The following is a 26,704-nucleotide window of genomic DNA, read 5'->3' on the forward strand; positions in this document are numbered from 1 at the left end:
TTAGCCGGCTTATTATGCCGGTATAACTAGAGCATTATCGGAAGATGCGGTGTACACTGCGTCCTGCATTACCATCAAGGACAACAATGTAGGTATTACCGGCGGCAAGGTCTTCTACTGAGATACTTGCTGATGGATGCTCTACCTTCTTGAGGAGTACACCATCTACCGTGTAGATAGAGACGGCTGTGACAGAAGAGCTATTGGTTAGGTGCAAAAGAGCATCATTGCCAATCTTGGTAGGATATACACCGGGAGCCTCCTTTTCGTAGGGTATCTCTTGGTTGCCTGTGTATACACCCTCTTCGTATGCTACCTCAATATCGTATTTATCGCTTTCCTTTCCGTTCTTATCTAAGTACTCACGAGTGTTTACGCGAGCGATCTCTTGTCCATTACGTTTTACGATAAACTCTTTTACAACAGGGAAGGGGGCAAGCGATTTATTCGTTGCAAAGACGCTAAGATTGTCTTCAGATGAGGATTTTTTATTATTGGTACTTAGCAAAAGACCAATGGCATAGTAACCAGCTGGTGACTCAGCGTAGAGAGTGCTTGCCTGAGAAGGAGACATGTAGAAAAGCTCTCCTTCCTTTAGGTCGAAAGCAAAAGATCCGTCAGAGTAATCACGATAAGCATCGCTGGAGTATTCGTAGTAGCTCAAGAGTTTGGCTCCTATGACATTGGGTACACTTACTCCTGCAAAGAGCACCTTCTCATTGTTGATTTGCACGGGTTTGTCGAACATGACGGTAACCCAATCCCCCGACTTCCAGCTAGAGGGTACATCAAAAGATTTGGTTACAATATCATTGGAGCTTTTGGATGTTTGTAAGAATGCTTTATATGAACCTCCGGCCGTGGCGGGCATGAGGCGCAAGCCATGTACATATACCGATTTGCCATCGGAGCGGAGTGCATCCGAGGGGAACTTGCTGAAGAGCGTGATCTCTCTGGGAACAGGGTATCCTTGGAATGCGACTTTAATTCTTGTAGAGGTGGGTTTGTAGGTTGCATCGCTTTTGGGAGCCCCAAAAAGAGTTACTTCTTGGAAGTTGTAAGGCTGATTCCAGGAGATACGCATGCCGCCAGAGTTCTCTTTACTCTTGCCAATTACCGGTACCCACTTGGAGCGTTCGCCCACGAAAATACTTTGTTCGATCCAGTCTGTCTCCGCATAACGCTCGGGTTTAGAAGGGTTGAGGGTTGTCAGGTCGTTACCTGTTCCATATTCGTAGCGAGCTTGTACAGCATAAGTAATGGTTTGGCAGAATCCCTTCTCGTCTTTGCTTGAGTTCTCAGCATCTTTTGCGGGCTCGGAGAACGAGGTCGCTTCTGTACGCTTGTCTTCTAACACCTTTCCATTGCGTTGGATATTGTACTTCACTTTCCATCCGGGAGCAAGGTGTGTTGTGGGCACGGGATCCCAGCTCACTTTCAGGTTTTCTCCATCTTTTTCTATTTTGAGACCTGTTACATGAGGTAAGGGGCGTAGCTCTACGCCATCTTTGTTTTTTCTCCAAGCCCCTTGAAGAGAAGTCGCAGTTCCATTTGTTTTGGGGTCGAGGAAGGTCGACATCTTCTCGGAAAACTTATCCCAGTGGTACGAGAGTTTGCCGTAATAGTTGGTCCCCGTTGTACAGCGACCGGCCCCACCGGTGAGCGTACCTACTACAAGTTTGTTTTCGTTCCAAAGAGAAGAACCCGAAGAACCTCCCTCTGTCTCTCCCTTGGTGAAGTGGAAGAAGAGGTGTGCGTTGTCTGCACCTTTGCTCCCTTCTCCATTATACCGGTTGTCCCAAGTTTTGCTGACAACTCCTCCGTTGTACACCGAAATTTTCTTTGCGTCACCGGCAGGATGGTGCATCCCTACGCCACTATTGGGGAGTACATCCGATCTATCCCAACCATTGTAATACACTCGGTACGACTCGGGAACTTCTTGTTTTAGCTCTAGAAGAAGACCATCCGACTGACCATCAATGGGTAGGAATGCTTTAATGTCGCAGCCTACCATCGACTTAGCTTGATTTCTAACGATGGCGATGGCGCCGTTACTGCTATTGGGCTTTTCGTAGTGGAAGGTGAAGATCCATTGGGCGAGATCGCTTGCGCTAGAGGTCTTGTTTTTTGTTGTGCTCTCGCAGTGTGCTGCAGAGAGAATATAGGGTTTGAAGTCTTCATTGGTGTTGTTGAGGAGGTTTCCTGAGCATACGCTAATCCGTCCCCCATGTACCATCATTATTTGTACAACACCCGCTTTTTGGTCCTGCCACTCGGCTCCTTCGGCTGCATTTACGTTGAAAGCGCAATCATCGTGTGCACTGTCTTCACCGGGATCCCTAAGTCCGGCTTCGCGTGTGGAGAAGATATGCCCCACTGAGGAAATCAAGATTGAGGGCATCTCTTGGCTATTGATATAGGGATAGTACTCAAGCACGACTGTCGCACCGGGGAGCATTTCTGTGGCAAAAGCTCCATGTGTGGGGTGCGTTTCGTGCGTGTACTTCCCAAGTACCCTCTGACGGTTTGGCGTATAAATATATAGCTCACCCCCATTTTTGGGAATGAAGAAGTCGTCGTAGTAGAGCAGGCTCGCCTTGGCATTTTTTATGTCTATGGTAAGGCGGTACATTGTGGTACCATTGTCTAGCGTAATGCGCTCAGCATCACGAGCAAAGTCAATATTGGTATCAATGGTTTTGCCTATCGTCAAGGGCTTTACATGCAGTCTGTTTACATCCCATCCGTTCGTGCTCTTTACGTCGTCTGGATTAAAATTGGGAAGTACCTTTATCACCTTAGGAGCCGCAGTGGAGCGGAGTACGCTAGAGCTTGCGGAGTGGTTAAAACTTGCAGGAGTACCTCCATACGATATTTGCGCCGTGGCAAATAGGGTAGACGAGGCTACTACTAGCACAGGAGCCAATAGGGCCTTTACTAATAGGGGGGTGTTACCTTTCATTGTCGTTTTGGTTGTTTGAATTATTTATTTTGCCGATTGCAAAAGTACAATTTTCTTGTTCTGGAGAAATAAATGTCGTCGAAAAATTTGCGACTTGGCAGCAAAAGAGAGTCGAGTATCTCGTTTTTTATTCCTTCTGTGCAGGTTGTACTTGTATCTAGGAGGTCTTTATTCCCTTTTTGCTAGGTGAATAGACTGAGGAGTTAGCTCTATGAGTCTCTGTTTGTAGAGTACACCGATTGCCATCTTAAAGGCTTTCTTGGAGAGCTTGGTGAGGGCTGCAATTTCCTCAGCACTGCTCTTATCCCCAACAGGAAGGCTCCCTCCTTGCTCTGTTAGTAGTTGGAGGATATAGTCGCTATTGGTTTTAAGTCGTGCCACCCCTATCGGGTTGGGAGCGAGATCTAGCTTGCCGTCCTCTCGTGTGCGTACTATATAGGAAGTCGTGCGAGAGCCTACTATAAGGGGGACTTCGAGGTCGCTATGGTAGAGCATACCCCAATAGCGATGATCAACTACTGCCCGATAGCCCCTCTCGTGGTTCTCCACAATGAGAGCCTCCACGGCCTCGCCGGGGATGTAGTTGGGAAGCTCGTTCCCAATATGTTTTCGCAATTCTCCGGAGCCGGTAAGCCTGCCACTAATATGATCTATATAGACAACAATAGGGTAGCTGGCGCCTTGGGCAAAGCGTGTAGGCTGCTCGGCAAAGGGAACGAAGAGGTCACGATGAATCCCCCATGCCATAAAAGCCCCTTCTTTGGTCACTGCCTTTGTTTCTAAAAAAGCGACTTCGCCTAAGAGAGCATAGGGGTGGAGTGTAGTGGCAATGAGCCTTCCCTCATTGTCATGATAGATAAATACTTCGATGAGATCCCCCTCTTGTAGCCCCTCTTCCGGGAAATACCGACGAGGCAATAGTACCTCCTCGGTATCAACGGCAAGGTAAGCCCCGGGAGGCGTGATACGCAATACCTCTAGAGCCGCCCACTTTCCCAAAGAGGGATTTTGGGAGGAAAGAGGGGGCTGAGCAGGGAGGCGAGATGGCGGAGATGCAACTTCATCTTCGTGTAGAAAGGTGATTTTGCGAAGACCTGTACCGAACTGGCGAGCAGGCTCTCGATCTCCCTTTTTTGTATTCTTGGGGTGTGACATTCGTGTCTCTTCCGAGGTTAATCGAGCGTGATATAGCTATTGTCGTGTAGCTCCGGCATCACATTGAGGCGTTGAGTTACTCCCTCGCTTAGTACGTCGAAAGTATAGTAGGGGGTAGAACGCTCTCCAAGGATATAGGGACGGAAACCAAAGAGGTAGGAGAAGATGGATAGGCATTTCTCCTTTGCGATCTGTTTCTGGATAGACGAGTAGCTGTCTTTGCGCCAATAGCGGCAGTATTTTACTCCATTACGATCCGTAAACATGCTGCTTTCGTCTCGGTATTGCAGCGTGTTCTCTACGAAGAGACGATAAGCGGCATTGAGCTGATCCACCATGGCCATAGGCTTTTCGTTGATGGCTACTATCACATCGTTTGCACGTATTCCGACTTTGGCGGCAGGAGAGTTAGGTGCTACGTAGGCAACGTCTCCGAGATCGGAGGTGCGTAGGTAGAGCCCTGTGTAGTTGTGTCGATGCGTGGCAATGCGCCATTTGGGGTTGATATTGTAGCGAACGAAGGGGAATTGTCCCATCATCATGGGGATGGAAAGGCGAGCATACTCCTCGATAGAAAATTCTTCGGTGAGGTGCTCTACGGCTTCGCAGCTCCAGAGCAAAATACTGAGATTGCGCCCATTAAAGATCCGTATTCCTATGGTAAGCACATAGTCGGCAAGCTGTTTGTCGGCCCCTACGGCTAGGAAGGGAACTTGTACAAGGCTCTTTTGGTCGGGGTCTATACGTACATCCCAGAGCTTATCTGCATTCTTTGCCTTTTTGGCGTCGAAATAGGGATTGCGTGCCAACGTGTAATAGGTGTCGATAACGATGTCGGGGTCGGAAGCGTCATAGCGTAGACCTTTGGCTTCTAGTTGCTTGCGGATTACTTCGTTTAGGGCAATATCGGTGCTAGAGAGGGCTTTGCTCTCGTCTGCAAAAGCAAAGTTGCCAAAGTTTTCGAAGCTCGTTTTTCCCTCACGTCCCGTGTCGAAGGGATAAACGATGGCACGTTCGCTTTCGTCTTCGAGGCTATAAAAGGCAAAGGCTTGCGCGAGTAGTCGCTCGTCGAGTAGGGAGCGGTCGTGGCACTCGGGTTGGAGGGTACGGCTCTTTTTCTTGTAAGAGAAATTGCTAACCTCCAGCTGTATGGCAGCGTCTCCTCCCTGCAAGATTTCCACAAACTCCTGCTCGGAGAGATCTTTGAGAGACCGACCATTGATACTCTCCACTATATCCCCCACTTTGAGTCCGGCAAGAGCTGCAGGAGAATTGGGCTCGATAGAGAGGATGATAGGGCGATTGGCTCCCCAATTTTCGTTGTAACTCATCTGATACTCCAGCCCAATGCGGCAGATTTGGCTCTTAGACTTGGAGGTTTGAGCTTCTGCACTACCGAATCCCAAAAGGAGTGTAGCCAAAGTTAGAGGAAGAAGGTGTTTAAGTTTCATCGTATGCTTCTCTAGAGTTATTTCTTCGTTGTATAGTGATGGATAAAGAGCTGTAGAGCTTCACGGCAGACCTCCGAGATGAGAGCCTCTCGCCCTTTTTGTATTCTGAGTTTGTGTGCATAAAGTTGGCTCCCGAGGGCTATCCCAATCCAAACAGTGCCAATAGGCGACTCGGGAGTGCCTCCTAGAGGTCCGGCAAATCCTGTTGTTGCCAAGGCATGGTTTGCGCCAAAGCGCGCTTGTGCGCCCCGAGCCATGGCAAGGGCCACCTCCCGACTTACTACGCCATGCCGGGCAATGAGCGAGGGATCGACCCCCAATAGCTCCACCTTTTGCTTTTCACTATAGGTGATAGCTCCGCTTGCGTACCAATTACTAGCCCCTGCTTGGGCGGTAAGGTAAGAGGCAAGTCGCCCCCCCGTACAGCTCTCGGCCGTCGCTATTGTCTCCTGCCGAGCAAGGAGTAGTCGTGCTATTTGTACTACAAGGGGGTGGAGCGTTGTCATTCGGATCTCTCTATTTATAGGTTCTCTTTGAGCGTAGTGCGTACAAAGGGAACGAGGTCTCGTGAGGCAAAATCTCCAGCTAGATACGAAAAGTATCCGGCGGCGGCTACCATGGCAGCGTTGTCTGTAGTGTAGGCAAACTTGGGGATAAAGATCTGCCATCCGTAGCGAGAGGCATAATCGGCAAAGGCATCTCTAAGCCCCGTATTGGCAGAAACGCCTCCGGCTACAGCCACCCGATTGATTTGATATTGCTTGGTTGCCTTTAGGAGCTTACCCATAAGAATGTCGATAACCGTCTTTTGGAGGGAAGCGCAAAGGTCCGCTTTGTTCTCTTCTATAAAGTTAGGGTTCTCCTTTAGTTCGTCTCTAAGCGTGTAGAGGAATGAGGTTTTGAGCCCGCTAAAACTATAATCGAGTCCTTTGATTTGAGGCTTGCTAAATTGGAAACGGAGGGGATTCCCCTCATTGGCTAGCTTATTTACGATAGGGCCTCCCGGGTAACCTAGCCCCATTACTTTGGCGCATTTGTCGAAAGCTTCGCCTGCCGCATCGTCTATTGTTTGCCCCACAACCTCCATGTCGTAAGGGCTATTTACTTTGATGATCTGCGAGTTCCCTCCCGAGACCAATAGACACAAAAAGGGAAATTCGGGGCTTTGGTGTTCCTCCCCGGGTTCGTAGATAAAGTGAGCCAGCACATGCGCTCTCAAGTGATTTACTGAGATGAGAGGCGTACCCAGTGCGAGGTGTAAGCCTTTGGTAAAGTTGACCCCAACCAACAGAGACCCTAGCAATCCGGGTCCTGCCGTAAAGGCAATGCCATCCAAATCGTGCACCGATACTCCTGCACGCTTGAGGGCTTCGCTTACTACAGGTACTATGTTTTGTTGATGTGCTCGCGATGCCATCTCAGGTACTACTCCTCCGTAGGCACTGTGCACTGCTTGACTTGCAATTACGTTGCTGAGTAGCTCGCACCCACGCACTACGGCGGCACTGGTATCATCGCAGGAGCTCTCAATCCCTAGTAGAAGTGGATACTTCTTTTCTTGTGTCATTTGCTGTTGCACCATTCTGTTTGGCGCAAAGGTAGGGATAAAATGGAGATTAGATATAGATAAAGAGTGGATTGTAAAAGATAAAACGCCGAAGAGGAAAGGAACAACTTTCGTATTGTATTGCCCTCTCTCTTCGGCGTCTTATCTTATTATGGAGTGTCAGTATTAACGTCTGATGTCTACTAAAATACTTGATGAACCGATCCGTACAAGGTAGTGACCTGTGGGGAGGGTAGCAACGTGGAGGGTAACCTCTCCCTCAGCGTTGGTGGTCACCTGTTGGAGGAGCAGACCATCCATATTGTAGAGAGCTACTTCGCTATTGGGGTTAGCATTGCTGATTTGTACCTTATGACTGGCAGGGTTGGGATAGACCAAGATGCTTGGGGAGTCTATAGCCGAGAGGGCAGTCGTTGCGATAAATTCCGCAGAGATTTCAACAGAAGCCTCCACCACGAATGTACCGGTGTAAACCTGTCCTTCACGAGTCAGTGCTAGTTCTTTATCCCCCAAAAGTACTTTGCCATTTTTCAGCTCATAGCCTTGGTTGGCAGTCGCTACGACAGAGAGTTGGGTTCCCTTCTCTACCGAAGCACCGGATGCTAGGGTGTTCGCTCCCTGCTTTACGATGAGGTTGCCATTGGTCGCCGGCTTGTAGGTAATGGTTACTTTCTCAATCTTTCGCTTGAAGGTGGCGGAGATGGTCGTCGCCTTTTCAGCGGTAAAGTTTGCCTTGTAGGTGCGGAGAGCTGGGTCGAATGTGGGGTTCTCCACCTTCTTGTTGTTGATCATCAACGCTTCGAGTTCGTAGCCTTGGTTGGCAGTTGCTACGACAGTGAGTTGAGTTCCCTTCTCTACCGAAGTGCCGGATGCTAGGGTGTTCGCCCTTGCTTTACGATGAGGTTGCCGTTGGTCGCCGGCTTGTAGGTAATGGTTACTTTCTCAATCTTTCGCTTGAAGGTAGCGGAGATGGTTGTCGCCTTTTCAGCGGTAAAGTTTGCCTTGTAGGTGCGAAGTGTTGGGTCGAATGTGGGGTTTACCTTTTTATTGTTGATCATCAACGCCTCGAGTTCGTAGCCTTGGTTGGCAGTTGCTACGACAGTAAGTTGGGTTCCTATCTCAACAGAAGATTGAGATGCTATTGTACTGGCTCCATTCTTTACCGTAAGAACTCCATTTGAGGGTTGAGCGTAGGTGAGGAAAAACGTAGCAGGGGTGTATTCTTTCCAAGTATTCGCGCTTTTGTTGTACGTGTAGGGAACCCAGCCGAGCTTTTTGATTGCAGCGGTTTGTGCCGATGTGCAGGTGTTGTGCTCACTATCTTTGCTGTTATCATAGATGGCGAGGACTCCGGGGTTCTCAGGGTTGTTGAGTTTGGGAAGAGAGGCGATGAGAGCATCCATAGATGCCCCTTGAATCTGATTTTGTGTGCAGCGAACTTCTATAAGTTCTGTAGCTTGCTTGGATACAATTAAGGAGGAAAGTTGATTATTGTCACAATGCACTTCCTGCAATCTGTTATGCTTTGAGAGGTCCAGAGATGTGAGCTTATTGTTGGAGCATCTCAGCTCAAATAAACCTGTGTTCTTCGAGAGATCCAAAGAGGCGATCCTATTATCCGAGCATTTGAGGATGCTTAGAACAGTATTCTTTGATATGCTCAATGAGGAGAGATTGTTATTGGAGCAATTAAGCGTTCCAATATTTGTATTCTTCGATACATCTAGAGATGTGAGACTGTTTTGGGAGCAGTCTAGCACTTTTAGCTGCGAGTTCTTAGAAATGTCTAGAGAGGTTATATTTTCGCCACTGCATTCAAAGAAGAGTACTGGCCCACTTATTGAGATTTTTCCATCTTCGGAGTCAAGAATATAAATCTGCTTATTTGTTTCTGGGTCTATCCCGTTGGCTTTAACACCCTCTATTGTGAAGGAGGCTTTAGGATAGATGTTAAAGAGGAGTTTTTCTCCCTTTGTCTTGGAGGTCTTTAGTGTAATGACAGGATTTTGTGCGTTAAGTTGTGGTAGGGCGATGGTTACGAGTGCGAGGGACAAGGCCCAAGCCACTAAACTTTGTAATCGAAGTCCTAATTTCATATCGTTTTATATTTATGGGTGAATATCCTAGTGGAACCTCCCTATGTATGGGAGGAGTTAAAACAAACAAGAACAGTGAGCAATGAGCCTTTTCTGTCCTCTTTTCCACAAAGGTACTACTTTTTTCTATATATCCTTGCAGCGAGATGGAATTCGCCGCTCAAGAATTAGCTTTTTGTCTCGTCTGTTTTTTGAGTATTCTTGTCCGCCTTTTGCTTCATATGACGCTTATCGCTGAAGTAGAGGATAGCAATAAATACGAAAAAGGAGACAAGAATGAGAGTCATCTCAAGGGCATACTCCAAGGGGTGTACCCAGATCTCTTTGAAAAGATTCCACCTTCCTAAGATCTCTACCGTATTCCATAGGATAATCACCGTGGGTATAGCGTAGCGGATGGCGGCTCCAATGTTTTTGATACGGATGAGACGAGAGAAGAGATACATAGCCCAAACAAGAGAGCCAAAGGCTATGATGTAGGCAATGGGGTGCCTATCTCCAATAAAGGCTTCGTCGTAGACAAAGAGAAGGAGTAGGTAGCAAGTCCAGATGACAGCATTAAACTCCATAAAGGTGGTAACGGCCACGTTGTGTACCGGAGCACGGAATGTTCTCACTTTTTCTTTGGGGAGGAAGTGACGCTGTATCCAATTGAATAGGTTGCAACCCGTGCGGGAGTTAAGGGTATAGCCGAGCATCATCATAGCCCAAAAGCTAATGCTCGAGGGCATAATTAGGTACTCAGGTTTGGTTATAACCTCTTTGGTTACAGGGTCTAGTAGGGGTTCTATACCGTAGCGTCTAGCATAGTAGACGAAGGCAAATTCCACCCAACCGGTCCAGAAAAGCACCCCTCCGAGGAATCCTAATATGGTCTGCTGTGTAGCGTTTCGTGCTATAAATCCCCAGAGAAGAAGTGCTACTCCGATGAATCCCATGACTAGTGCAGCGTGAAATACATAGGCATCACCGGCAAATTTTTCGCTCAAAATCATGAGAGCATGCCCTAGGGGCATACTGAAAAGTACGATAAGAAAGGCCCAAACGCCCTTCATACTAAAACGAGAGAGGCTCTCGCTAGAGGGGGAGCTAGGAGAATTTGTTGTTGTCATTTAGGTGCTATCTATTTATTTTCTTGAGGCAAAGATAGTACAATATAGTTGTATTTTGCTGGGGAAAAATCGGAAATGAAACTAAAATGCGGCAGAAATAGAGTCTTAGCCTCGCTTCTAGGAGTTTATAAATTGCGGATAATGGTCCAGGCTATGGTGATGAGAATGAGGACCCCGATAAAGAGAGGTCTATTGCAGCGGAGGTAGATACGCTCTGCCCAAGCGTGGCGATGGCGTAGACGCTCAATCGCAAGAAGGAAAAAGACTAGGGGCATCCCAAGGAAAAGAATCGGGTTGTAGTGCCAGGCTTGTAGCAGGCGACCATGTAATAATGCATGGGTAGCTCTAAGGCTCCCGCAACCGGCGCATTGGTAGCCCGTGAGTAGACGTGAGGGACAACGTGGGTAAATGGGCGTTGTCTCAGGGTTGAAAAAGAAAAGGAGTAGGAGGGCAACCACAATTGCCACCCCTACACCTATGCTTAGAATACGAGTGAAGGAGTATTTCATCCTACCTCCTGTTTTGGGATCTCTGTTGGGCTATTTTTGTTTACGGATAGCGTCGAAGCCCTCGCCATACACACCATGTACAATGCCTTCGGACACGAAAGCGTTGGGGTCAATCTCGCGCACAATCTGCATAAGAGGGGTGCGCATATTCTTACGCATAACTACCATCAATACTTTGGTGGGTTGCTGACTGTACCCTCCGGTAGCCTCTAAGATGGTGCAACCTCGGTGCAATCGATGGACAATAGCGTCGTTGATCTCGGAATACTTGAGGCTGCTGATAAAGAATTGTACGCTCTGTTTGTTGCTGTTGAGGTAGAAGTCCATAGCTTGGGCTACCACCACGATTTCTACAAATGAGAAGGCAAGTTTACCAAAAGCTACCGTCCAGTCGTATTGGGGTCCCATGTAGTGGCTTACGACACAGCCCGTACCTACGATCACGCTATCGACCATAATCATGGCACGACCAAGCGATACATTTTTGTACTTATTGATGATGGCAACAATTACGTCCGTACCTCCGGTAGATCCATTAACAGAGAACACGAATCCCAATCCCAAACCGCAGAATACCGATCCTAAGAGCAGTGCTACAAAGGGTTCGTCATTTGCGAGCAAAGGCCCTACGTTGGGTACGAGATTGCGGATAAATGGGGAGATGTTGTTGAGTACCTCTGCTTGCTCCACGGGGTCTGTGAAGAGGGCTTGACCAAAGGGGAGTACAAGCAAAATCATCCCTACCCCGATAAGAGTATTAAGTGTGAAGCGCCACCCTAAGAAGAGGATTGCGAGCACCAAGAGGAATACATTGATGATGTAGTAGGGGACAGTTGCGGGGATGTTGGTGGCGAGCTGGATGATGGTAGTGATACCTGCCAAACCACCGGAGGTAATGTTCTGAGAAAGAATGAAGGCTGTCCATCCAAAAGCATAGCTCACTACGCCGATAAACATGATCAGAAGATCGTGCGCAATGCGCAATTTTGCCCCTCGTTGCTTGGGGAGCTGCAACTTAGATTCGGTCATCTTGAGAGATATTTTCTTGTTTTTAATTTCGTTCTTTAGAGTACTATATTTACGATGCGTCCAGGTACCACAATCACCTTTTTGGGTTGTTTCCCTTCGAGCCATTTGGCGGCTTCCGGGGCACTGAGGGCGGCACTCTCTACCTCTTGGGGTGTTGCAGAGGCTGCTATCTCGAGGGTGAAACGAACTTTGCCGTTAAAGCTTACCGGGTACTTTGTGACGCTCTCTACCAAATATTTTTCTTCAAATTGAGGCCACTCTGCATCTACGATAGAGCCTGAGTTCCCGAGTGCTCGGTAGAGATACTCGGTGATGTGCGGTGCAAAGGGACTAAGCACAACGAGTAGAGGCTCGAGGATGGCGCGTGAGGAGGTCTTGAGGTGCTGTAGGTCTCCTACACAAATCATAAAGGCAGAGACAGAGGTATTGAACGAGAATTGTTCGATGTCTTGCCCAACCTTGCGGATAAGTTTGTGTAGAGATTTGAGTTCTTCGGGGGTAGGAGCCGTGTCCGTTACGGCCAAGTCTTCTCCCTTATAGAACAGTCCGAAGAGTTTTTTGAGGAAGCGGTGCACCCCATCAATCCCCTTGGTATCCCAAGGTTTGCTCTGCTCAAGTGGCCCTAGGAACATTTCGTAGAGACGGAGGGTATCTGCCCCGTAGGATGCGATGATGTCGTCGGGGTTAACCACGTTGTACATCGACTTACTCATCTTCTCTACGGCCCAGCCACATTGGTAGCTACCATCTTCTTCGGTGATGAACTCGGCGGTGTTGTATTCGGGGCGCCATGCACGGAAGGCTTCTAGGTCTAGTTTGTCGTTGTGTACGATGTTTACATCCACATGTATTTCTGTGGTGTCGTACTCATCTTTCTTGCCTAGAGAGACAAACGTGTTGCTGTTTTTGATGCGATACACGAAGTTGGAACGCCCTTGTATCATCCCCTGATTCACCAGTTTGCGGAAAGGTTCGTCTTCGCACACAACGCCTAGGTCGAAGAGGAATTTATTCCAGAATCGGCTGTAGATCAAATGCCCTGTGGCGTGCTCGGTACCGCCTATATAGAGATCAACGTGACGCCAATAGCGATTGGCTTCTTCGCCCACGAGGGCATGATCGTTGTGGGGATCCATATAGCGGAGGTAGTAGGCACTACTCCCTGCGAAGCCCGGCATTGTGCTGAGTTCGTAGGGGTATCCCTCGGGTGTATGCCAGTTGGCTGCACGTCCTAGAGGGGGCTCGCCTGTCTCGGTGGGGAGGAAGGCATCTACCTCGGGGAGCTTGAGGGGGAGCTGATCGTCGGCAACAAGGGTTGGGATTCCCTCCTTATAATAGATGGGGAAAGGCTCTCCCCAGTAGCGTTGGCGGCTAAAGATAGCATCGCGTAAGCGGTAGTTTACTTTGACTTTGCCCAGCCCCTCTTTTTCGATGTGGCTGTTCATGGTCTTGATGGCATCGGCGACGGACAAGCCGTTTAGTATGCCGCTATTGATAAGAGTTCCCTCTTTGCTAGCCTTGGCATCTTCCCACGAGTCTGTCTCAGAAGGCTCTTCTCCATTGGGGAGCACCACCTGAGTAATGGGGAGCCCGAAGTGACGAGCGAAAGCGAAGTCGCGCGTATCGTGGGCAGGTACCGCCATAATAGCCCCCGTACCATAGCCGGCGAGTACATAGTCGCTGATCCAAATGGGGATAACTGCACCCGTGAGAGGATTGCGAGCATAAGCTCCGGAGAATACCCCCGTTACACGCCGATCGGCAATGCGTTCACGCTCTGTTTTGCGTTTGGTGGCAGCGAGATATTCTTCTACGGCGGCTTTTTGTTCGGGGGTGGTAATCTCCCTTACCAAATCGCTTTCGGGCGCAAGTACCATAAACGAAACTCCGTAGATGGTATCAGGGCGAGTGGTGAAAACCGTAAAGCGAGTATGGGTGCCCTCTACCTCGAAGTCTACCTCGGCACCTTCTGACCGCCCAATCCAATTCCGTTGCATCTCTTTGAGGGCATCGGTCCATTCTAGGGTCTCCAGAGAAGTGAGAAGTCGCTCGGCATAGGCAGAGACACGTAGGCACCATTGCTTCATCTTGCGTTGCTCTACGGGGTGCCCTCCTCGGATGCTCACCCCTTCGCTTACCTCGTCGTTGGCAAGCACGGTGCCCAGCTCTGCACACCAGTTCACTACAGACTCGCCTAGGTAGGCAAGGCGGTAGTTCATGAGCACATCGCTTTTCTCTTGGGGGGTATAGGCGAGCCACTCTTCGCGAGAGAAGCTGCAAGGCGTATGGGTATAGGCATGAATCCCTTCGGATCCGTGTTCCTCGAAGTGGGCAACGAGCGACTCAATAGGGCGAGCCGAGTTGCTCTTCGTATCGTAATAACTCTCAAAAAGGCGTGCAAAGACCCATTGCGTCCATTTGTAGTAGGCCGGGTCGCTTGTGCGTACCTCGCGGCTCCAATCGTAACTGAAGCCGATCTTCTCGAGTTGCTCTCGGTAGCGTTTGATATTTATCTCGGTGGTAACTTCGGGATGTTGCCCTGTTTGGATGGCATACTGCTCAGCAGGCAACCCAAAGGCATCATAACCCATAGGGTGTAGCACCGAAAAGCCTTTCGATCTCTTATATCGGGAGAATATGTCTGACGCAATATAGCCCAATGGATGCCCCACATGCAGCCCAGCCCCCGAGGGATAGGGAAACATGTCAAGAACGTAGAAGGGAGGGCGATTGGGGTTTTCGGTTACCTTATAAACATCATGCTCACGCCAAAAGGCTTGCACCTGAGCCTCTATTTCCGAGAAATTATACTCCATAGCTATCTCAATTTGACCGCAAAATTACTATAAACAAATGGATTCTCTGCAATGGAGGTGTGGCTACTCTCTCGGCGAATCATAGCCTTTGGGGCTTGCCAATTTCTCTCCCGTATTGAGATGGCAATGGCTAGGTTCTCTGCTTGCTTTGGGGAGGGCAGGGCAGTCTCTAGAGGGAGAGTTTGTAGTAGGCTCTGCCTACGCGCAGTAGGTATATCCCGGGAGAGAGGGTGTAACTACCGCTAGAGGTCCATTGCGTAATTAGGTTGCCCTCGTGATCGTAGAGCCGAGCCGTTGTAGCCCCTTGAGGCAGGGAGAGCATCAGGGTATTGCCCACAAGTCGGTAGGGTCGCTCCTCATTCTCCAGTATCTGTGCTTGCTCTTCCAATGCATTGATAGACTCTATTTGGCGCACTATCTTCTGCCAAAAGGGGGATTGAGCGTAGAGTGCGATGGACTCTTCGGGGACATAGAGATAGAGAGGGTCTCCGCGGTAAGAGGAGGTTGAGCCCATGATTTCGGGCGGGAATGCACTGCGGATAATGAGGGTGTCGAGGGGGGAGTCGAGCCAAGGAATCCCTTCCATTTGGGAGAGCGTAGTCGGGAGATCGAGGGTGGTGAGGGAGCCACACGCCCGAAAGGCCTCTTGCCCGATACTCGTAACCCCTTCGGGTATCTCTAGATGGGCTACATAGGGGCTCATGGCAAAGGCGAATCGCCCGATGCGGACTATCTCTTCGGGCAGGAGGGGGCGAGCATAGAGGCTCCCCGTGGGGTAGAGTAGCAGCGTGCGGTTTGTGAGATCCACAAGGCACCCTTGTTGTACGGCAAGGTAGGGCGACCCTTCCTCTACCTCTATGGTTTCTAGATAACGCCCCATGATGGCGCCCTCTTCGTAGTACTGGAGTGTGGCCGGTAGGCGAATCTCCGAGAAAGCCCCATCCACAAAAGCCCATTGCTCCATACTTCTAAGCCCTTTGTTGAGGAGTACATGGCGTAGGTAGGGGCAGTAGAAAGCTCGGGAAGAAATGTGCTGGAGGGGGAAAGGGAGAATCAGTTCTTGCAGAAAGGGTTGACCTGCGACTTGCCCCAAAGAATCGACGTAGTACGTAGCTTGGGGAGCAATGGTATCAATCCATTTTAGTACGGGATCTATCGCCATATTGAGGTAGGCTTCTTGTCCTTTCCAATGCAGCAGGGTACGTCCGTCGGGGCTTAGAGAGTATTCCTCAGGAGGTATGGAGGGGAGGTCTTGTGCCCTAAGGGGGAGGAGGAATGCGAGTAGGGCGAGGGCGAAAGTAAGAGGGTGTCGTTTCATAGAGGTAGGAATTGTTGAGGTGGGAGGTGTGCTAGGTTTTTCCTCTCTAGAGCCTGGTAGAATAGGTCCAGCAGCCGAGCTAGATAGGCATCTTGGGGGAGACTCTTGAGGGCCTTGAGGGCCGGGGATTGCTCTGGGTGATGGAAGTCCCAAGCGGAGAGTAGGAGCCGTTCCTTACCACCAAAGTGTGAGAAAAGCTCGGGAGCTAGGGCTAGGGCCCGCAGCGAGAGGGCGATCACGGCTAAAGCAAAGTCGCTGGCGTGTAGATTAAAGTCGCTTGGGGAGCAGAGAGGATGTGTATAATCGGGATTGCCCTCCTCTCGTGGTAGCTCACCTTGCATAGAGGGCAGATAGATGCCATCGTAGTCGAGAAGCACGATGGAGCCATCGGGGCGAATACGCAGATTGTCGCTCTTGAGGTCGCCGTGTGCAAAGGGTTGGCTACGGAGCCAGTAGGCAAAATGCCCAAAGTCTTGGGATAGTTGTCGCAGTCGCTCGGGGTTGTGGAGGTAGTAATCGACCTCACGAACGAGGCTTTTCCCCTCCACCCAAGGTAGTAGCACTAGTGGATAGTACGTATGGCCAATCCGCAACTCCTCTTCGCATAATCGCATGGGGAGGAGGTAGGGGGAGGTAATACTATTGAGCTGTTGTGCGATGGCTCGGCAGCTGGGGATACGCCGCTCTTGTTCGGCTACGTAGCATTTGACGGCCCATTCTTCGCGTTCGTTCCCCTCGCTATGCGCCTTAAATACGACAGAGTAGCTCCCCCGGGAGTAGATGGGCTCCCCCTCATCATCAAGCGAGAGCGCAAGGCGCAGGCTTCGGAACGTACCACTCTCTGCGTGGCGCAATGCCGAGGTATATTCTGAGATAGAGGGGAACATCTTTGCCTTTTGTTTTTGGACTCCCTTGGGAGAAGAAAAAAGCTAATGAGCTTTTGCGAAATTACTAATTAGCTTTTCACAAATTCCTCATTAGCTTTTTCTACTAACGTAATAAGTATTCTCCGTCTTAGGGCTGAGTGGTGTGCAGCATATCGATAACCTTCATCAAGTTATCAATGAAGAATTTGATGGAGACGGCAAGTAGGATGACCCCGAAGAACTTACGAAGAACGAAGATCCCGCCCTTGCCGAGCCAGCGTTCGAGCGGATCTACAAACTTGAGCATCAAGAAAATGAGAGCCGAGACAGCCAGCACGGCTACAAATATATTGGAGTAAGCAACCCCCTGAGCTACCAAGGTGAGCAAAGCGGTAAAGGAGGCGGCTCCTGCAAACAAGGGGAATACGAGGGGTACGATGTTGGCATTCCCATTAGGCCCATCGTCTTTGAATACTTGTACACCAAAGAGCATCTCCACGGCCAGCACAAAGAGCACGATAGACCCTGCTACGGCAAAACTCTGTGTATCTACCCCAAAAATATTGAGCATAGGCTCCCCGATAAAGAGGAAAGCGAGCAACATTACCCACGACCAGAGCGTAACGGTGGAGGGGCTTATCTTCTGCCCCTTGTCTTTGAGGCTAAGCACAACAGGGATGGCTCCCACTATGTCTACTGCAATAAAAAGAGTCATAAAGGCACGACCTGCCTCCCCAAAATTGAATGCCGATAAGTCGGCTAAGATTTTATCCCACATACTAATCTACTATTTTATATTAAGCCCCACCATATATACTCTCTGGCGATCTCCCTACTTATCCCCAATTGGCGAAGCGAATTCCCAAAATCTGCTGTCCCCCTAGAGCGGAGGGGCTCTCTCTTCTAGAGCCTGCGAGTGAGCTCGGGTAAGATCCCGGCTTTCCACTCCGTGAATCGATCCTCTTCGAGAGCTTTGCGCGCCTCGCCCACGAGCCATAGATAGAAGGCTACATTGTGGAGCGATGCGAGGGTTAGCCCTGTTAGCTCCTCAGCCTTGAAGAGGTGGTGCAGGTAGGCAAGCGTGTAACGCTCATCCATGGGGTGTGCCCCTCCGTGGTCGATCGGCTCGAAGCATTTGCGCCACTTGGCATTCTTTATATTGATGGTGCCATGCCGTGTAAAGAGCATCCCGTTGCGCCCATTGCGTGTAGGCATAATGCAATCGAACATATCCACCCCGCGCTCAATTCCCTCCAAGAGATTGGCAGGAGTGCCTACGCCCATCAGATAGCGAGGCTTGTCAAGAGGTAAAATGGAATTGGTGAGTTCGATCATCTCGTACATCTTCTCGGTCGGTTCGCCCACGGCAAGTCCTCCGATGGCATTCCCATCCGCCCCTAGAGCCGTAATGTTTTCGGCTGCTCTACGTCTAAGGTCGGGGTAAACGCATCCCTGTACGATGGGGAAAAGAGACTGTTGGTACCCATAGAGTGGCTCAGTCTCGGCGAGTCGTTTACGGCAACGCTCCAGCCAACGCTCGGTAATGTCGAGCGACTGACGTGCGTACTCGTAGGGGGCATCCCCGGGGCAACACTCGTCAAAAGCCATGATAATATCCGCCCCGATGGTGCGCTCTATATCCATCACCCTCTCGGGGGAGAATAGGTGCTTGGAGCCGTCAATATGGGACGCAAATGTTACCCCTTCTTCTGTGATTTTGCGGCGGTGGGCTAGCGAAAACACTTGGAATCCTCCGCTATCCGTGAGGATCGGTTTTTGCCAAGTGCCGAACTTATGCAACCCGCCTGCGCTACGCAGTACCTCCAGCCCCGGGCGGAGGTAGAGGTGATAGGTATTGCCCAAGATAATCTGTGCGCCCGTTGTTTCCATCTGTTCCATGGTGAGGGCTTTGACAGCTCCTGCCGTACCTACCGGCATAAAAATAGGAGTCTCGATAACTCCGTGGTCGGTCGTAATCCTCCCCAATCGAGCCGCACTCTTGGGATCGTTGCGTAGTACTTCGTATTTCATTCTGCCGCAAAAGTACAAAAAGATAGGCACTCCTCTCTAGGGCGAGGCTTGTGTATACCGCCTTTTCGCCTACGAGTATGAGCGCTTTTTCTGTAGTATGGGGGAAGGTGTGGATAAACAAAACCCACTCCAGGGGCGGGCCCGAGGAGTGGGTGATGCAAAGGGATCGGATGCCTTTTAGAGGGCAAAGGCCGCCTTGATACGGTCTACATAGTCGAGTCTCTCCCACGTGAAGAGTTCTACCTCTACCTCCTCTGCGGGGCGGTGGAAGTATTCAAAACGCTTGGTTACACGCTGGGGCATACGACCAAAGTGCCCATAAGCTGCAGTCTCCTGGTAGATGGGCTTGCGCAAGCCGAGGCGTTGCTCTATGGCATAGGGGCGAAGGTCGAAGATCTCCCCAATCTTGCGGGCAATCTCTCCGTCGCTCATAGCTACGTGGCTGGTACCCAGCGTCTCAACAAAAATGCTGATGGGTTGGGCTACCCCGATGGCGTAGGCAAGCTGCACCTTCATCTCATCGGCTACACCGGCAGCCACCATATTTTTGGCAATGTGTCGTGCAGCATAGGCGGCCGAGCGGTCTACTTTTGAGGGGTCTTTGCCCGAGAAGGCTCCCCCACCATGACTGCATTTACCACCATAGGTATCCACAATAATCTTGCGACCGGTCACACCTGTATCACCCGAGGGTCCACCTATAACAAATTTGCCTGTGGGGTTTACAAAGAGTTTGTAGTCGCCTTTGAATAGGGCTTGAATCGAGGCATCGTAGCGAGCCACAAGGCGAGGAATCAGCAGCGAACGTACATCATCTTCGATTCGTTGGCGCATGGATCTATCCGCATCGTCTTGGCTTTGCCCCTTCTCCGGGGTGATGAACTCGTCGTGCTGAGTCGAAAGCACAATGGTATCAATACGCAAGGGACGGTGATCGTCGCTATACTCAATGGTGATTTGGCTTTTGGCATCGGGGCGGAGGTAGGGCATCAATGAGGGTTCGTGCTTGCGGATGTGTGCCAGCTCGAGCAGCAGACTATGAGCCAAGTCAATGGCTAGAGGCATGTAGTTGGGGGTTTCGCGTGTTGCATACCCAAACATAAGTCCTTGGTCTCCTGCACCTTGTTCTTCGGGGGCTTCGCGCTCTACCCCTCGGTTGATGTCGGGGCTTTGGTCGTGTATTGCCGAGAGGATACCACAGCTATGGGCGTCAAATCCATAGGCAGCTTGGTTGTACCCAATACCTTCTACCACACGGCGCACGGTGGCATCAATATCTACATATCCTTGGCTGCGCACTTCCCCTGCGAGTACCACTTGTCCACGAGTGGCAAGCACTTCGCAGGCAACTTTGGACTGAGCATCGGCAGCAATAAGGCTATCTACTATGGCGTCGGCAATTTGGTCACAGACTTTGTCGGGGTGACCTTCCGATACGGATTCGGATGTAAAGAGGTAACTCATACTTTCTTTTTTGATTAGTCTAATATTGATTGTTTCGCAAGGACAGACACCCGATTTTGTTGGAAAGGGGGCACGCAACGCTTTGCTTCCTCACGGATTTTTGGTTGCACAAGGTAGAGGTTAGGCTCTCACTCGGGCAACAAAAAACTCCCCACGTCTTACTGTGGAGAGTGAGAAGGGATATAATAAATTGCCCTCTCAGCATCGGTTTTACTTGGGAGTTGTCCAAAGATGCTGCTCAGTGTTGTCTATTTGTTCCCTCTTTTTGGGAAACCCCTAGTTCGCAATTTCTCTTTTTTTGAGAAAGAGGCGAAGAGCAGCGTAGCATAGCCTTTGTCACGCGAGGGGTGGAAAAGGTTTAGCATTTTTTCTTGTGGTTGCAAGCTCCGCAAATCCGTCCACAGACCAACGTCTTTTCTGATGTCGTCGATGCAAAGTTAGTGACTAATCTCTTACCCTGCAATACCCATAAAAAGGGACACTTCCTGCACATCCCAATAGGACTGAATGTGGCACAAAAAGAATCCAAAACATTTCCAAAGGGACTTCATTCAAAGACATCAATGACAAACAAATACGGAATATCAGGATGCTGCTAAACAACAGGTCTAGGAAAAGTTTGGACTTTAAATCTCCGAATGAAGTACTAGCATTACTTTTGTCACACCGTTGCACTTGATACTGGAATCTGCAAGTTTGGACTTTAAATCCCCGAATGAAGTCTTAGCATTACTTTTGTCACACCGTTGCACTTGATACTGGAATCTGCATCCTCCGTATAATTGGCGTTGATGATGGTAATGGCAGATATTTTCCGTAATTTTGTACTCGGTAATCATAGTAATTATCGTCGGTAAATTTTAGTATTCGAGCAGTATAAAGATACAGCACTCTTGGTCAATTGACAGATTTATAAATAGTTACACCCCGTAAAGTTCACATTACACCCCATCAAGTTCACATTAAATACTGATGAAAAGAATTGCATCCATCCTGTTTATCCTTACGCTTTCGATAGGGAGTGTACATGCCATTAGTCTTGCCGACTCCATACGTCAGGAAATGAGACACCTTGAGGGGCAAGATCTCTTGCAGGCGCACAGCAACCTTTGCCAGTTAGCAGCCACCCAAGACGATATGCAGTATGAGTTGCGCTGTATCCGCGAATTTCTTGCGGAGGCTCTGAAACAAAAGGACGCGAAAGCCGAAGGGATGGCACGTGTGAGACAGCTCTATTGCTACTACAATTACGACAACCTAGACAGCATCCTCTTCTATCTACCGGCGTCGCTCAAGTCTCTGAAGAAAAACAAGACCTGGGACTATTACTACAATGCGTGGAGCGTCTTGGTAGAGAGGTATATTTATGAGGAAAAACTACAGACCGCTTTGCTCGAGGCACGGAAGATGTATGCTGATGCACGCGCTGAGAATAGCAACTACGGACTGGGCGTTTCCTCATACGATATAGGCTGCATCTACCAAACGATGGGACGCTTTCGTGAGGCGGAAAAATCCTTAACGGAAAGCATTGCCGCTCTCTCTAAGGAAGAAGACATCTCGCAACTGCTCTCCGCTTACAATGCTTTAAGCGAAATCCTCGACGAATTGGGAGAGTACGACAGATTGCGAAGAATAGTCGAGGAATGGAAATCCGTCCTCGACAAATATCGGGAGGAGTCACTGCGCAAGGGGTATACCCAGTCGCTAAATGGGCGTTACCTCTACTGCACGCTGGCTGCCGCCGTTGCCGAGATAGAGACGGCAGATTATACAAAGGCTGGCGAACTACTGAAGCAAGCAGAGATATACGCCGAGGGACGCAAAGCTGTTGCACAGTTCAAGCTCCTGCAAGTGCAGGCACGCTACTATGCGGCGATGAAACAATATGACAAAGCAATAGCCTGCAACCATAAGAACATAGAAATCATTGCCGCCTCGGGCGACTCCGTGAGTCTACTCTCCGTACAGACCCAGCAGGCAGATTTCCTCTTAAAAGCCGGGCGGTATAAAGAGGCTGCCGAACTCTACCATGAGATCCTTCCCCACAAGGATAGAGTGCGCACCACGGAACTTGCCAATCAGCTTGACGAGCTGCAGACCATCTTCGAGGTAGATAAGCTCACGCTACGCAACGAAGTCATCACCACACGTTTCTACCTCTCTCTCGTTATCGGGCTGCTGCTGTTGCTTGCTTTTGTCCTATACATTATATATACGCGCAGGCTGCGTCGTAAGAACCGAGCTTTGTACGACTCTATCCTACAAGCCCAACGTACGCAAGACAAAGCGGAGGAGGCGGCGAGAACCACTCCCGAAGAACAACTCGACCATAAAAGCAAGCTCTACCGCCAATTGTGCGAACTGATGCAGACCGAAGAGCTCTACAAAGACACGACCCTGAACCGAGATATTTTGGTCGAACGGCTCAGCACAAACTCCGTTTACCTCGCCGATGCCGTGCACAAATATGCCGACGGCGCCACCATCAATGAGTTTATCAACAGCTACCGTCTGCGCCGTGCCGCCTCTCTACTGACAGAAAATCCCACCCTAAACATCAACGAGGTGGAATACCAATCGGGCTTCAACTCTCGCTCCACCTTCAACCGTTGCTTCCGAGCTTGCTACGGCATGTCGCCCTCGGAATACAAGGTCATCTCCAAAGAAAAGAAGATAGGGAAGTAACCCTCAAAGGGGGAAAAAGAGCCGAGATGGCAACTTTTTCCTCATTTATACCTATCTGATTTAGAGTCTCTTGCAAATATGAGACGCTTTTTTCCAAATATGGCACATCCCCAAAATCCCTCTTTTTTAATTTTGTACCGTCATCAAAACGAAAAGAAGGATGAAGACGGGAATGTATTGGGTATACATAACGGAGGATAGCGAGAGCGGAATAACCATTGGGTTCTCTACCGAGATGGATAAGACGTTCTTTGAGCTTTCCATGCGAGGAGCGACCCTTTCCTATCTCCGCTCCTTTTCCATTCCTTTCGATGCTCTAGCACACAAACACCTGCTTGAGGATCTCTCGCCAGTGACGATTAGGAGATTCATGCGAAGCCATCGGGAGGAGACAAAGCGACGTTGCGACAAACTCTTATCTACATCTAAATACCGAGAAGCGAATATTCTAAATTAAATCAAGATATGAATTATAAAAGAATTGTGTTGTTGGCGATACTGCTTGGAGGGATAATTCTCCTCCCCACCCATGCACAGCCGGCTCCGGAGGGGCGCACCGCGGATCTAGGGTGGTACACCGGGCTTCGCGGAGGAGTGTCGGCAGGGTCGTCTACATTTGTTTCGGCCGCTGCCGATAAGTTTCGAGCCGGGTGGAGTGCAGGCCTTTTCGGCGGTTACCGATTTAATTCTGTACTCTCTCTTGAGGGCGTATTGAAGTGGGAAGAAGTCACGCTCGGCGTCCGCAAGGGCGATGTCGACGCTAACTATTGGCTAGGCAGAGACCTCGTGCGCTACCATGCCCCCGTCATCGACTTCGAGGGTTGGAACTACAACGACCTCAAAAGTCGCGTTGACGCCCAGAGTTTTAGTCTGCAGGGCAATATCAACTTATTGGGATTCTTCCATTCCGGCAATTGCCGCTGGCGCATGGAGGTCTCCCCCCTTGTCTCGCTTGTGCGTACGAAGGCTCGTTTCGTGACGATTGCCAACGACAAGAGCGTTATGGGGCTTGAGGCGCAATGGCATGCCGGATGGGGTGGCGAGGCGCAAATCGGGTATCGGGTTTCCGAACATTGCGAGCTCGGCATCTACGGCGGTTTCACACAGCTTCTTGGCAAACGCTTCGACCGCATCCCCGAGCAGAGCTACAAAACCAACCGGCTCTGCGAAGGCGGTCTGAAGCTCACGTATGCTTTCGGTAAGCAAAGGAAGAGAACGGAGGCATTGGAGCCCATCGAGCCCGGCATGCCCGAGGGGGACGCGCATTACGAACATGCGGCACGGAAAGTGGACAACGAACCGGAAGCAACAAAGAAGACCGAACCGCTGGATCAATCAACGACAACGGCTCCCCCCTCTCCCGAAGTAAGTATCGCCCCCGTAGAGAGTGCGGCAGCCATCGACTTCCCCACCGTCTACTTCGCCTTCAACAGTGCAACGATCTCGAGCGAAGAGGAGGTGAAAATGCAACAGACACTGCGCTTACTACAAGAGAATCCGAAGCTGAATATCATCATAATAGGCTGGTGCGACACAGTGGGCAACGCTGCCGTTAACCTACGGATGTCTCAGAAGCGCGCCGAAGCCCTCAAAACATGGCTGACCTCCCGAGGTATCAGTGCCGCCCGTATCAAGGCCGTGGGCAGAGGCCGAGACTTCAACGAAAAGGAGGCTGCCAAAGCGCGCCGTTCGGAAACAGCAAAGGAGGATTAAACAATGAAACAAACACCCTTTTATTACACACTTCGGAGACTCCTAGCACTCTCCGTCATGTCACTTTTGACTTTGGCCACACTCTCGCTCACGTCTTGCCGCCACAAGGATACAGAGCATGATGATTATGGGCTTTCTGCCGCTCTCTCCTGGGCAGACCCTGCCGATGCCGGGCGCGAAATCAAAAACGTCAGGATATGGATATTCCAAGCCGGTGGCAAACTCGTGGCTAAGCGTCAGTATGGTAGTAAGTTTCCGGTCGCCCTCGACATTCATCCCCTTCCCGTTGGGGAGTACGACGTGGTGGCTACGACCAACCTTATCGAGCCTTTCGGGGCGGAGGGTGACGAGACCTTTTCCTCCCTGTTGCTCAAACTTCGGGAGGCTTCCACCTCTGCCGAGCACGCCCACTATGCCGTGGGGCACATCAGCCTCCCGAGGGATAGGAATAGCCGTATCGGTCTCAGCCTGCGCCGCATCCTCTCGGAGCTTACGGTAGAGGTGGAGGGCGCCCCCCGGGGCACGAGGCTCGAAACGATGGTACTCAATGCTGCCGATGCCCTTGTGCCCTCGCAAAAAGGAGCCGAAGGCATTTGGGGTAGAGCTTCTAACAACAAGCAGCCGGCCCAAGGCAAGAGTGCCATCGAGCAAAACGGACTCATCAAGACCGAGACCCTTCGCCCGATGCCCACGGTGAGCCATGATGCATATGCCTACCTCCGGTTTACGTTCCGCCTGGCGGACGGAAGCCTGCGCGAGTGCGCTGCAGAGGCACCGATCATGAAGCCGGCAGGCAAGTATACGTTGAAGATGAAATACTCCGAGCTCAAACCCTTTATGCACATCAAACCCACACGTATCAGCGACTGGGAAGAGGGTTGGACCGTAGTTGGAGAAATACTCAACCCTGATGACTAAACGGGGCAAATGACGAAATGAATGCCCCCTTCCCCCCTATCTCTAAACTATTCAAATTCAATCACATAAAATTAGCAAGTATGAAGAAAAAGACTCTTTTCGCTGCCGTGCTGGCAGCCGTTGTGCTCGTAAGCTGCCACAACAACAAGCAGGTGCAGTCAGAGACCGAGCCTGAGTACATCACTGTAAGTACCTCCATCGACAACCTGACCCGCGTCTCCACCACAGGCGATGCCTCCCGGTTCGACGAAGGCGACAAAATCAGCGTCTATGCCTGGACAGGTACTGCCGACGAGGTACCCACTGCCAACCTGGTGGTGAACAACTCCCTCAACGAGCTGAAGGGCGGCAAGTGGCTGCCTACGCCCCTTATGAAATGGGCGAACATGTCCACGCCCCACTTCTTCCTCTCCGTTTACCCTGCACGCGCCATTGCCGACTTCAAAGCCGACCCCGTGAAGGTAGATATAGAGAAACAGATGGAGAGCGACCTACTTGTGGCCGTCAATACGGGCGAGAGCAAAGCCGGGCTCAAAGCCACCGACAACCCCGTGTCGCTCCGCTTCGACCACATGATGTCTAAGCTTATTGTAGAGCTGACCTACCGCAACGAGTTCAGCAAAACACCCACCGTGGCTTCGGTAAGCACTGAGGCTAAGAACGAGGGTACCATCGATTACCTCAAGGGGGTGATTACGCTCAAGGGGGCTTCCGCTCCGTTCCATCTGCATACGCAGAAGGCCAACGAGGCATACGCTTCCGTTATCCTGCCGCAGGCGGTGCAGAAGTTCACGATCACCATCGATGGCAAGAGCTACGTCTACACCCATCCCACACCGCTCATCCTCGTCAAGGGCAAGAAGCAGACCGTAAAACTCATTGTGGGGCGCAACCGCATCGAGCTGGATCAAGTGGTCATCAACGACTGGGGAGCCGCCGAAGACATCACGGGCGGAGAAGCGGTAGATTGAATATAGTAAGCACTGATTAAGAAACCAACTTCAAA

21 protein-coding genes and 2 pseudogenes are annotated in these 26,704 nt (G+C 50.4%); 6 read left to right on the plus strand and 17 right to left on the minus strand.

All coding sequences use genetic code 11. The features are described from left to right. Positions 1–34 precede the first annotated feature (34 nt). The 17 genes and pseudogenes from POREN0001_RS01950 to metK all read right to left on the minus strand — a co-directional run bounded on the left by POREN0001_RS01950 (position 35) and on the right by metK (position 20,379). On the minus strand, positions 35–2,965 hold the full coding sequence (locus tag POREN0001_RS01950) for a T9SS type A sorting domain-containing protein (protein ID WP_052296668.1): 2,931 nt from the start codon (positions 2,963–2,965) through the stop codon (positions 35–37). A gap of 168 nt (positions 2,966–3,133) precedes the next feature. Further along, entirely contained in the window at positions 3,134–4,120 is a 987-nt protein-coding gene (locus tag POREN0001_RS01955) for a CvfB family protein (RefSeq protein WP_004332515.1), read from the minus strand. Positions 4,121–4,137: 17 nt separating this feature from the next. Beyond that, entirely contained in the window at positions 4,138–5,571 is a 1,434-nt protein-coding gene (locus tag POREN0001_RS01960; RefSeq protein WP_004332415.1) for a PDZ domain-containing protein, read from the minus strand. A 17-nt stretch (positions 5,572–5,588) separates the two neighbouring features. Then, positions 5,589–6,077: a CinA family protein gene (locus tag POREN0001_RS01965; protein ID WP_004332555.1), complete on the minus strand. Its 489-nt coding sequence runs from the start codon at positions 6,075–6,077 to the stop codon at positions 5,589–5,591. A gap of 14 nt (positions 6,078–6,091) precedes the next feature. After that, positions 6,092–7,153 (minus strand): tRNA (adenosine(37)-N6)-threonylcarbamoyltransferase complex transferase subunit TsaD, encoded by a 1,062-nt coding sequence (gene tsaD, locus POREN0001_RS01970; RefSeq protein ID WP_004332393.1) that lies wholly within the window; start codon positions 7,151–7,153, stop codon positions 6,092–6,094. Between the two features lie 150 nt (positions 7,154–7,303). Then, positions 7,304–7,594, minus strand: coding sequence for a T9SS type A sorting domain-containing protein (locus tag POREN0001_RS09515; protein WP_248616543.1), 291 nt, complete (start codon positions 7,592–7,594; stop codon positions 7,304–7,306). After that, positions 7,571–7,999 (minus strand): annotated as a pseudogene (locus POREN0001_RS09520) (InlB B-repeat-containing protein); the annotation flags it as partial. The pseudogene POREN0001_RS09520 and the gene POREN0001_RS09515, both read right to left, overlap by 24 nt. 11 nt (positions 8,000–8,010) lie before the next feature. Then, positions 8,011–9,234 (minus strand): leucine-rich repeat domain-containing protein, encoded by a 1,224-nt coding sequence (locus tag POREN0001_RS08965; protein WP_004332481.1) that lies wholly within the window; start codon positions 9,232–9,234, stop codon positions 8,011–8,013. 167 nt (positions 9,235–9,401) lie between these two features. Next, the gene (locus POREN0001_RS01985) at positions 9,402–10,346 is read right to left on the minus strand and encodes a hypothetical protein (protein ID WP_004332487.1); all 945 of its coding nucleotides are present in this window, start codon (positions 10,344–10,346) and stop codon (positions 9,402–9,404) included. 125 nt (positions 10,347–10,471) lie between these two features. Continuing rightward, a complete protein-coding gene (locus tag POREN0001_RS01990) occupies positions 10,472–10,855 on the minus strand; it encodes a DUF2752 domain-containing protein (protein ID WP_004332583.1) in 384 nt (127 codons plus the stop codon). A gap of 30 nt (positions 10,856–10,885) precedes the next feature. Then, a complete protein-coding gene (locus tag POREN0001_RS01995; protein WP_004332586.1) occupies positions 10,886–11,884 on the minus strand; it encodes a YitT family protein in 999 nt (332 codons plus the stop codon). Between the two features lie 35 nt (positions 11,885–11,919). After that, positions 11,920–14,700, minus strand: coding sequence for a leucine--tRNA ligase (leuS, locus tag POREN0001_RS02000; RefSeq protein WP_004332506.1), 2,781 nt, complete (start codon positions 14,698–14,700; stop codon positions 11,920–11,922). 169 nt (positions 14,701–14,869) lie between these two features. Continuing rightward, positions 14,870–16,018, minus strand: coding sequence for a leucine-rich repeat protein (locus POREN0001_RS02005; protein ID WP_004332542.1), 1,149 nt, complete (start codon positions 16,016–16,018; stop codon positions 14,870–14,872). Beyond that, entirely contained in the window at positions 16,015–16,905 is an 891-nt protein-coding gene (locus POREN0001_RS02010; RefSeq protein WP_004332458.1) for a protein kinase family protein, read from the minus strand. The genes POREN0001_RS02005 and POREN0001_RS02010 overlap by 4 nt, the downstream gene beginning before the upstream one ends. Before the next feature lie 127 nt (positions 16,906–17,032). Next, positions 17,033–17,662, minus strand: a complete 630-nt coding sequence (locus POREN0001_RS02015) for a MarC family protein (protein ID WP_004332590.1) — start codon at positions 17,660–17,662, stop codon at positions 17,033–17,035. Between the two features lie 125 nt (positions 17,663–17,787). Next, complete coding sequence (tgt, locus tag POREN0001_RS02020; RefSeq protein ID WP_004332436.1) at positions 17,788–18,915, minus strand: tRNA guanosine(34) transglycosylase Tgt; 1,128 nt, start codon at positions 18,913–18,915, stop codon at positions 17,788–17,790. 177 nt (positions 18,916–19,092) lie between these two features. After that, positions 19,093–20,379, minus strand: a complete 1,287-nt coding sequence (gene metK, locus POREN0001_RS02025; RefSeq protein WP_004332580.1) for a methionine adenosyltransferase — start codon at positions 20,377–20,379, stop codon at positions 19,093–19,095. Between the two features lie 526 nt (positions 20,380–20,905). Between metK and POREN0001_RS09640 the strand changes: the two are divergent. The 6 genes and pseudogenes from POREN0001_RS09640 to POREN0001_RS02050 form a co-directional block, all read left to right on the plus strand. After that, a pseudogene (locus POREN0001_RS09640) lies at positions 20,906–21,058 on the plus strand (IS30 family transposase); the annotation flags it as partial. Positions 21,059–21,351: 293 nt separating this feature from the next. Beyond that, positions 21,352–23,067, plus strand: coding sequence for a helix-turn-helix domain-containing protein (locus POREN0001_RS02030; RefSeq protein ID WP_004332532.1), 1,716 nt, complete (start codon positions 21,352–21,354; stop codon positions 23,065–23,067). Between the two features lie 160 nt (positions 23,068–23,227). After that, positions 23,228–23,524, plus strand: coding sequence for a hypothetical protein (locus POREN0001_RS02035; RefSeq protein WP_052296669.1), 297 nt, complete (start codon positions 23,228–23,230; stop codon positions 23,522–23,524). Between the two features lie 8 nt (positions 23,525–23,532). Further along, positions 23,533–24,780 (plus strand): OmpA family protein, encoded by a 1,248-nt coding sequence (locus tag POREN0001_RS02040; RefSeq protein ID WP_004332584.1) that lies wholly within the window; start codon positions 23,533–23,535, stop codon positions 24,778–24,780. 3 nt (positions 24,781–24,783) lie between these two features. Next, positions 24,784–25,698, plus strand: a complete 915-nt coding sequence (locus POREN0001_RS02045; protein ID WP_004332439.1) for a FimB/Mfa2 family fimbrial subunit — start codon at positions 24,784–24,786, stop codon at positions 25,696–25,698. Positions 25,699–25,778: 80 nt separating this feature from the next. Continuing rightward, positions 25,779–26,669 carry a fimbrillin family protein gene (locus tag POREN0001_RS02050; protein WP_040580186.1) on the plus strand — a complete coding sequence of 297 codons (891 nt, stop codon included), beginning with the start codon at positions 25,779–25,781 and terminating at the stop codon, positions 26,667–26,669. Positions 26,670–26,704: the final 35 nt, after the last annotated feature.

The organism is Porphyromonas endodontalis ATCC 35406 (assembly GCF_000174815.1).
GTDB lineage: Bacteria > Bacteroidota > Bacteroidia > Bacteroidales > Porphyromonadaceae > Porphyromonas > Porphyromonas endodontalis.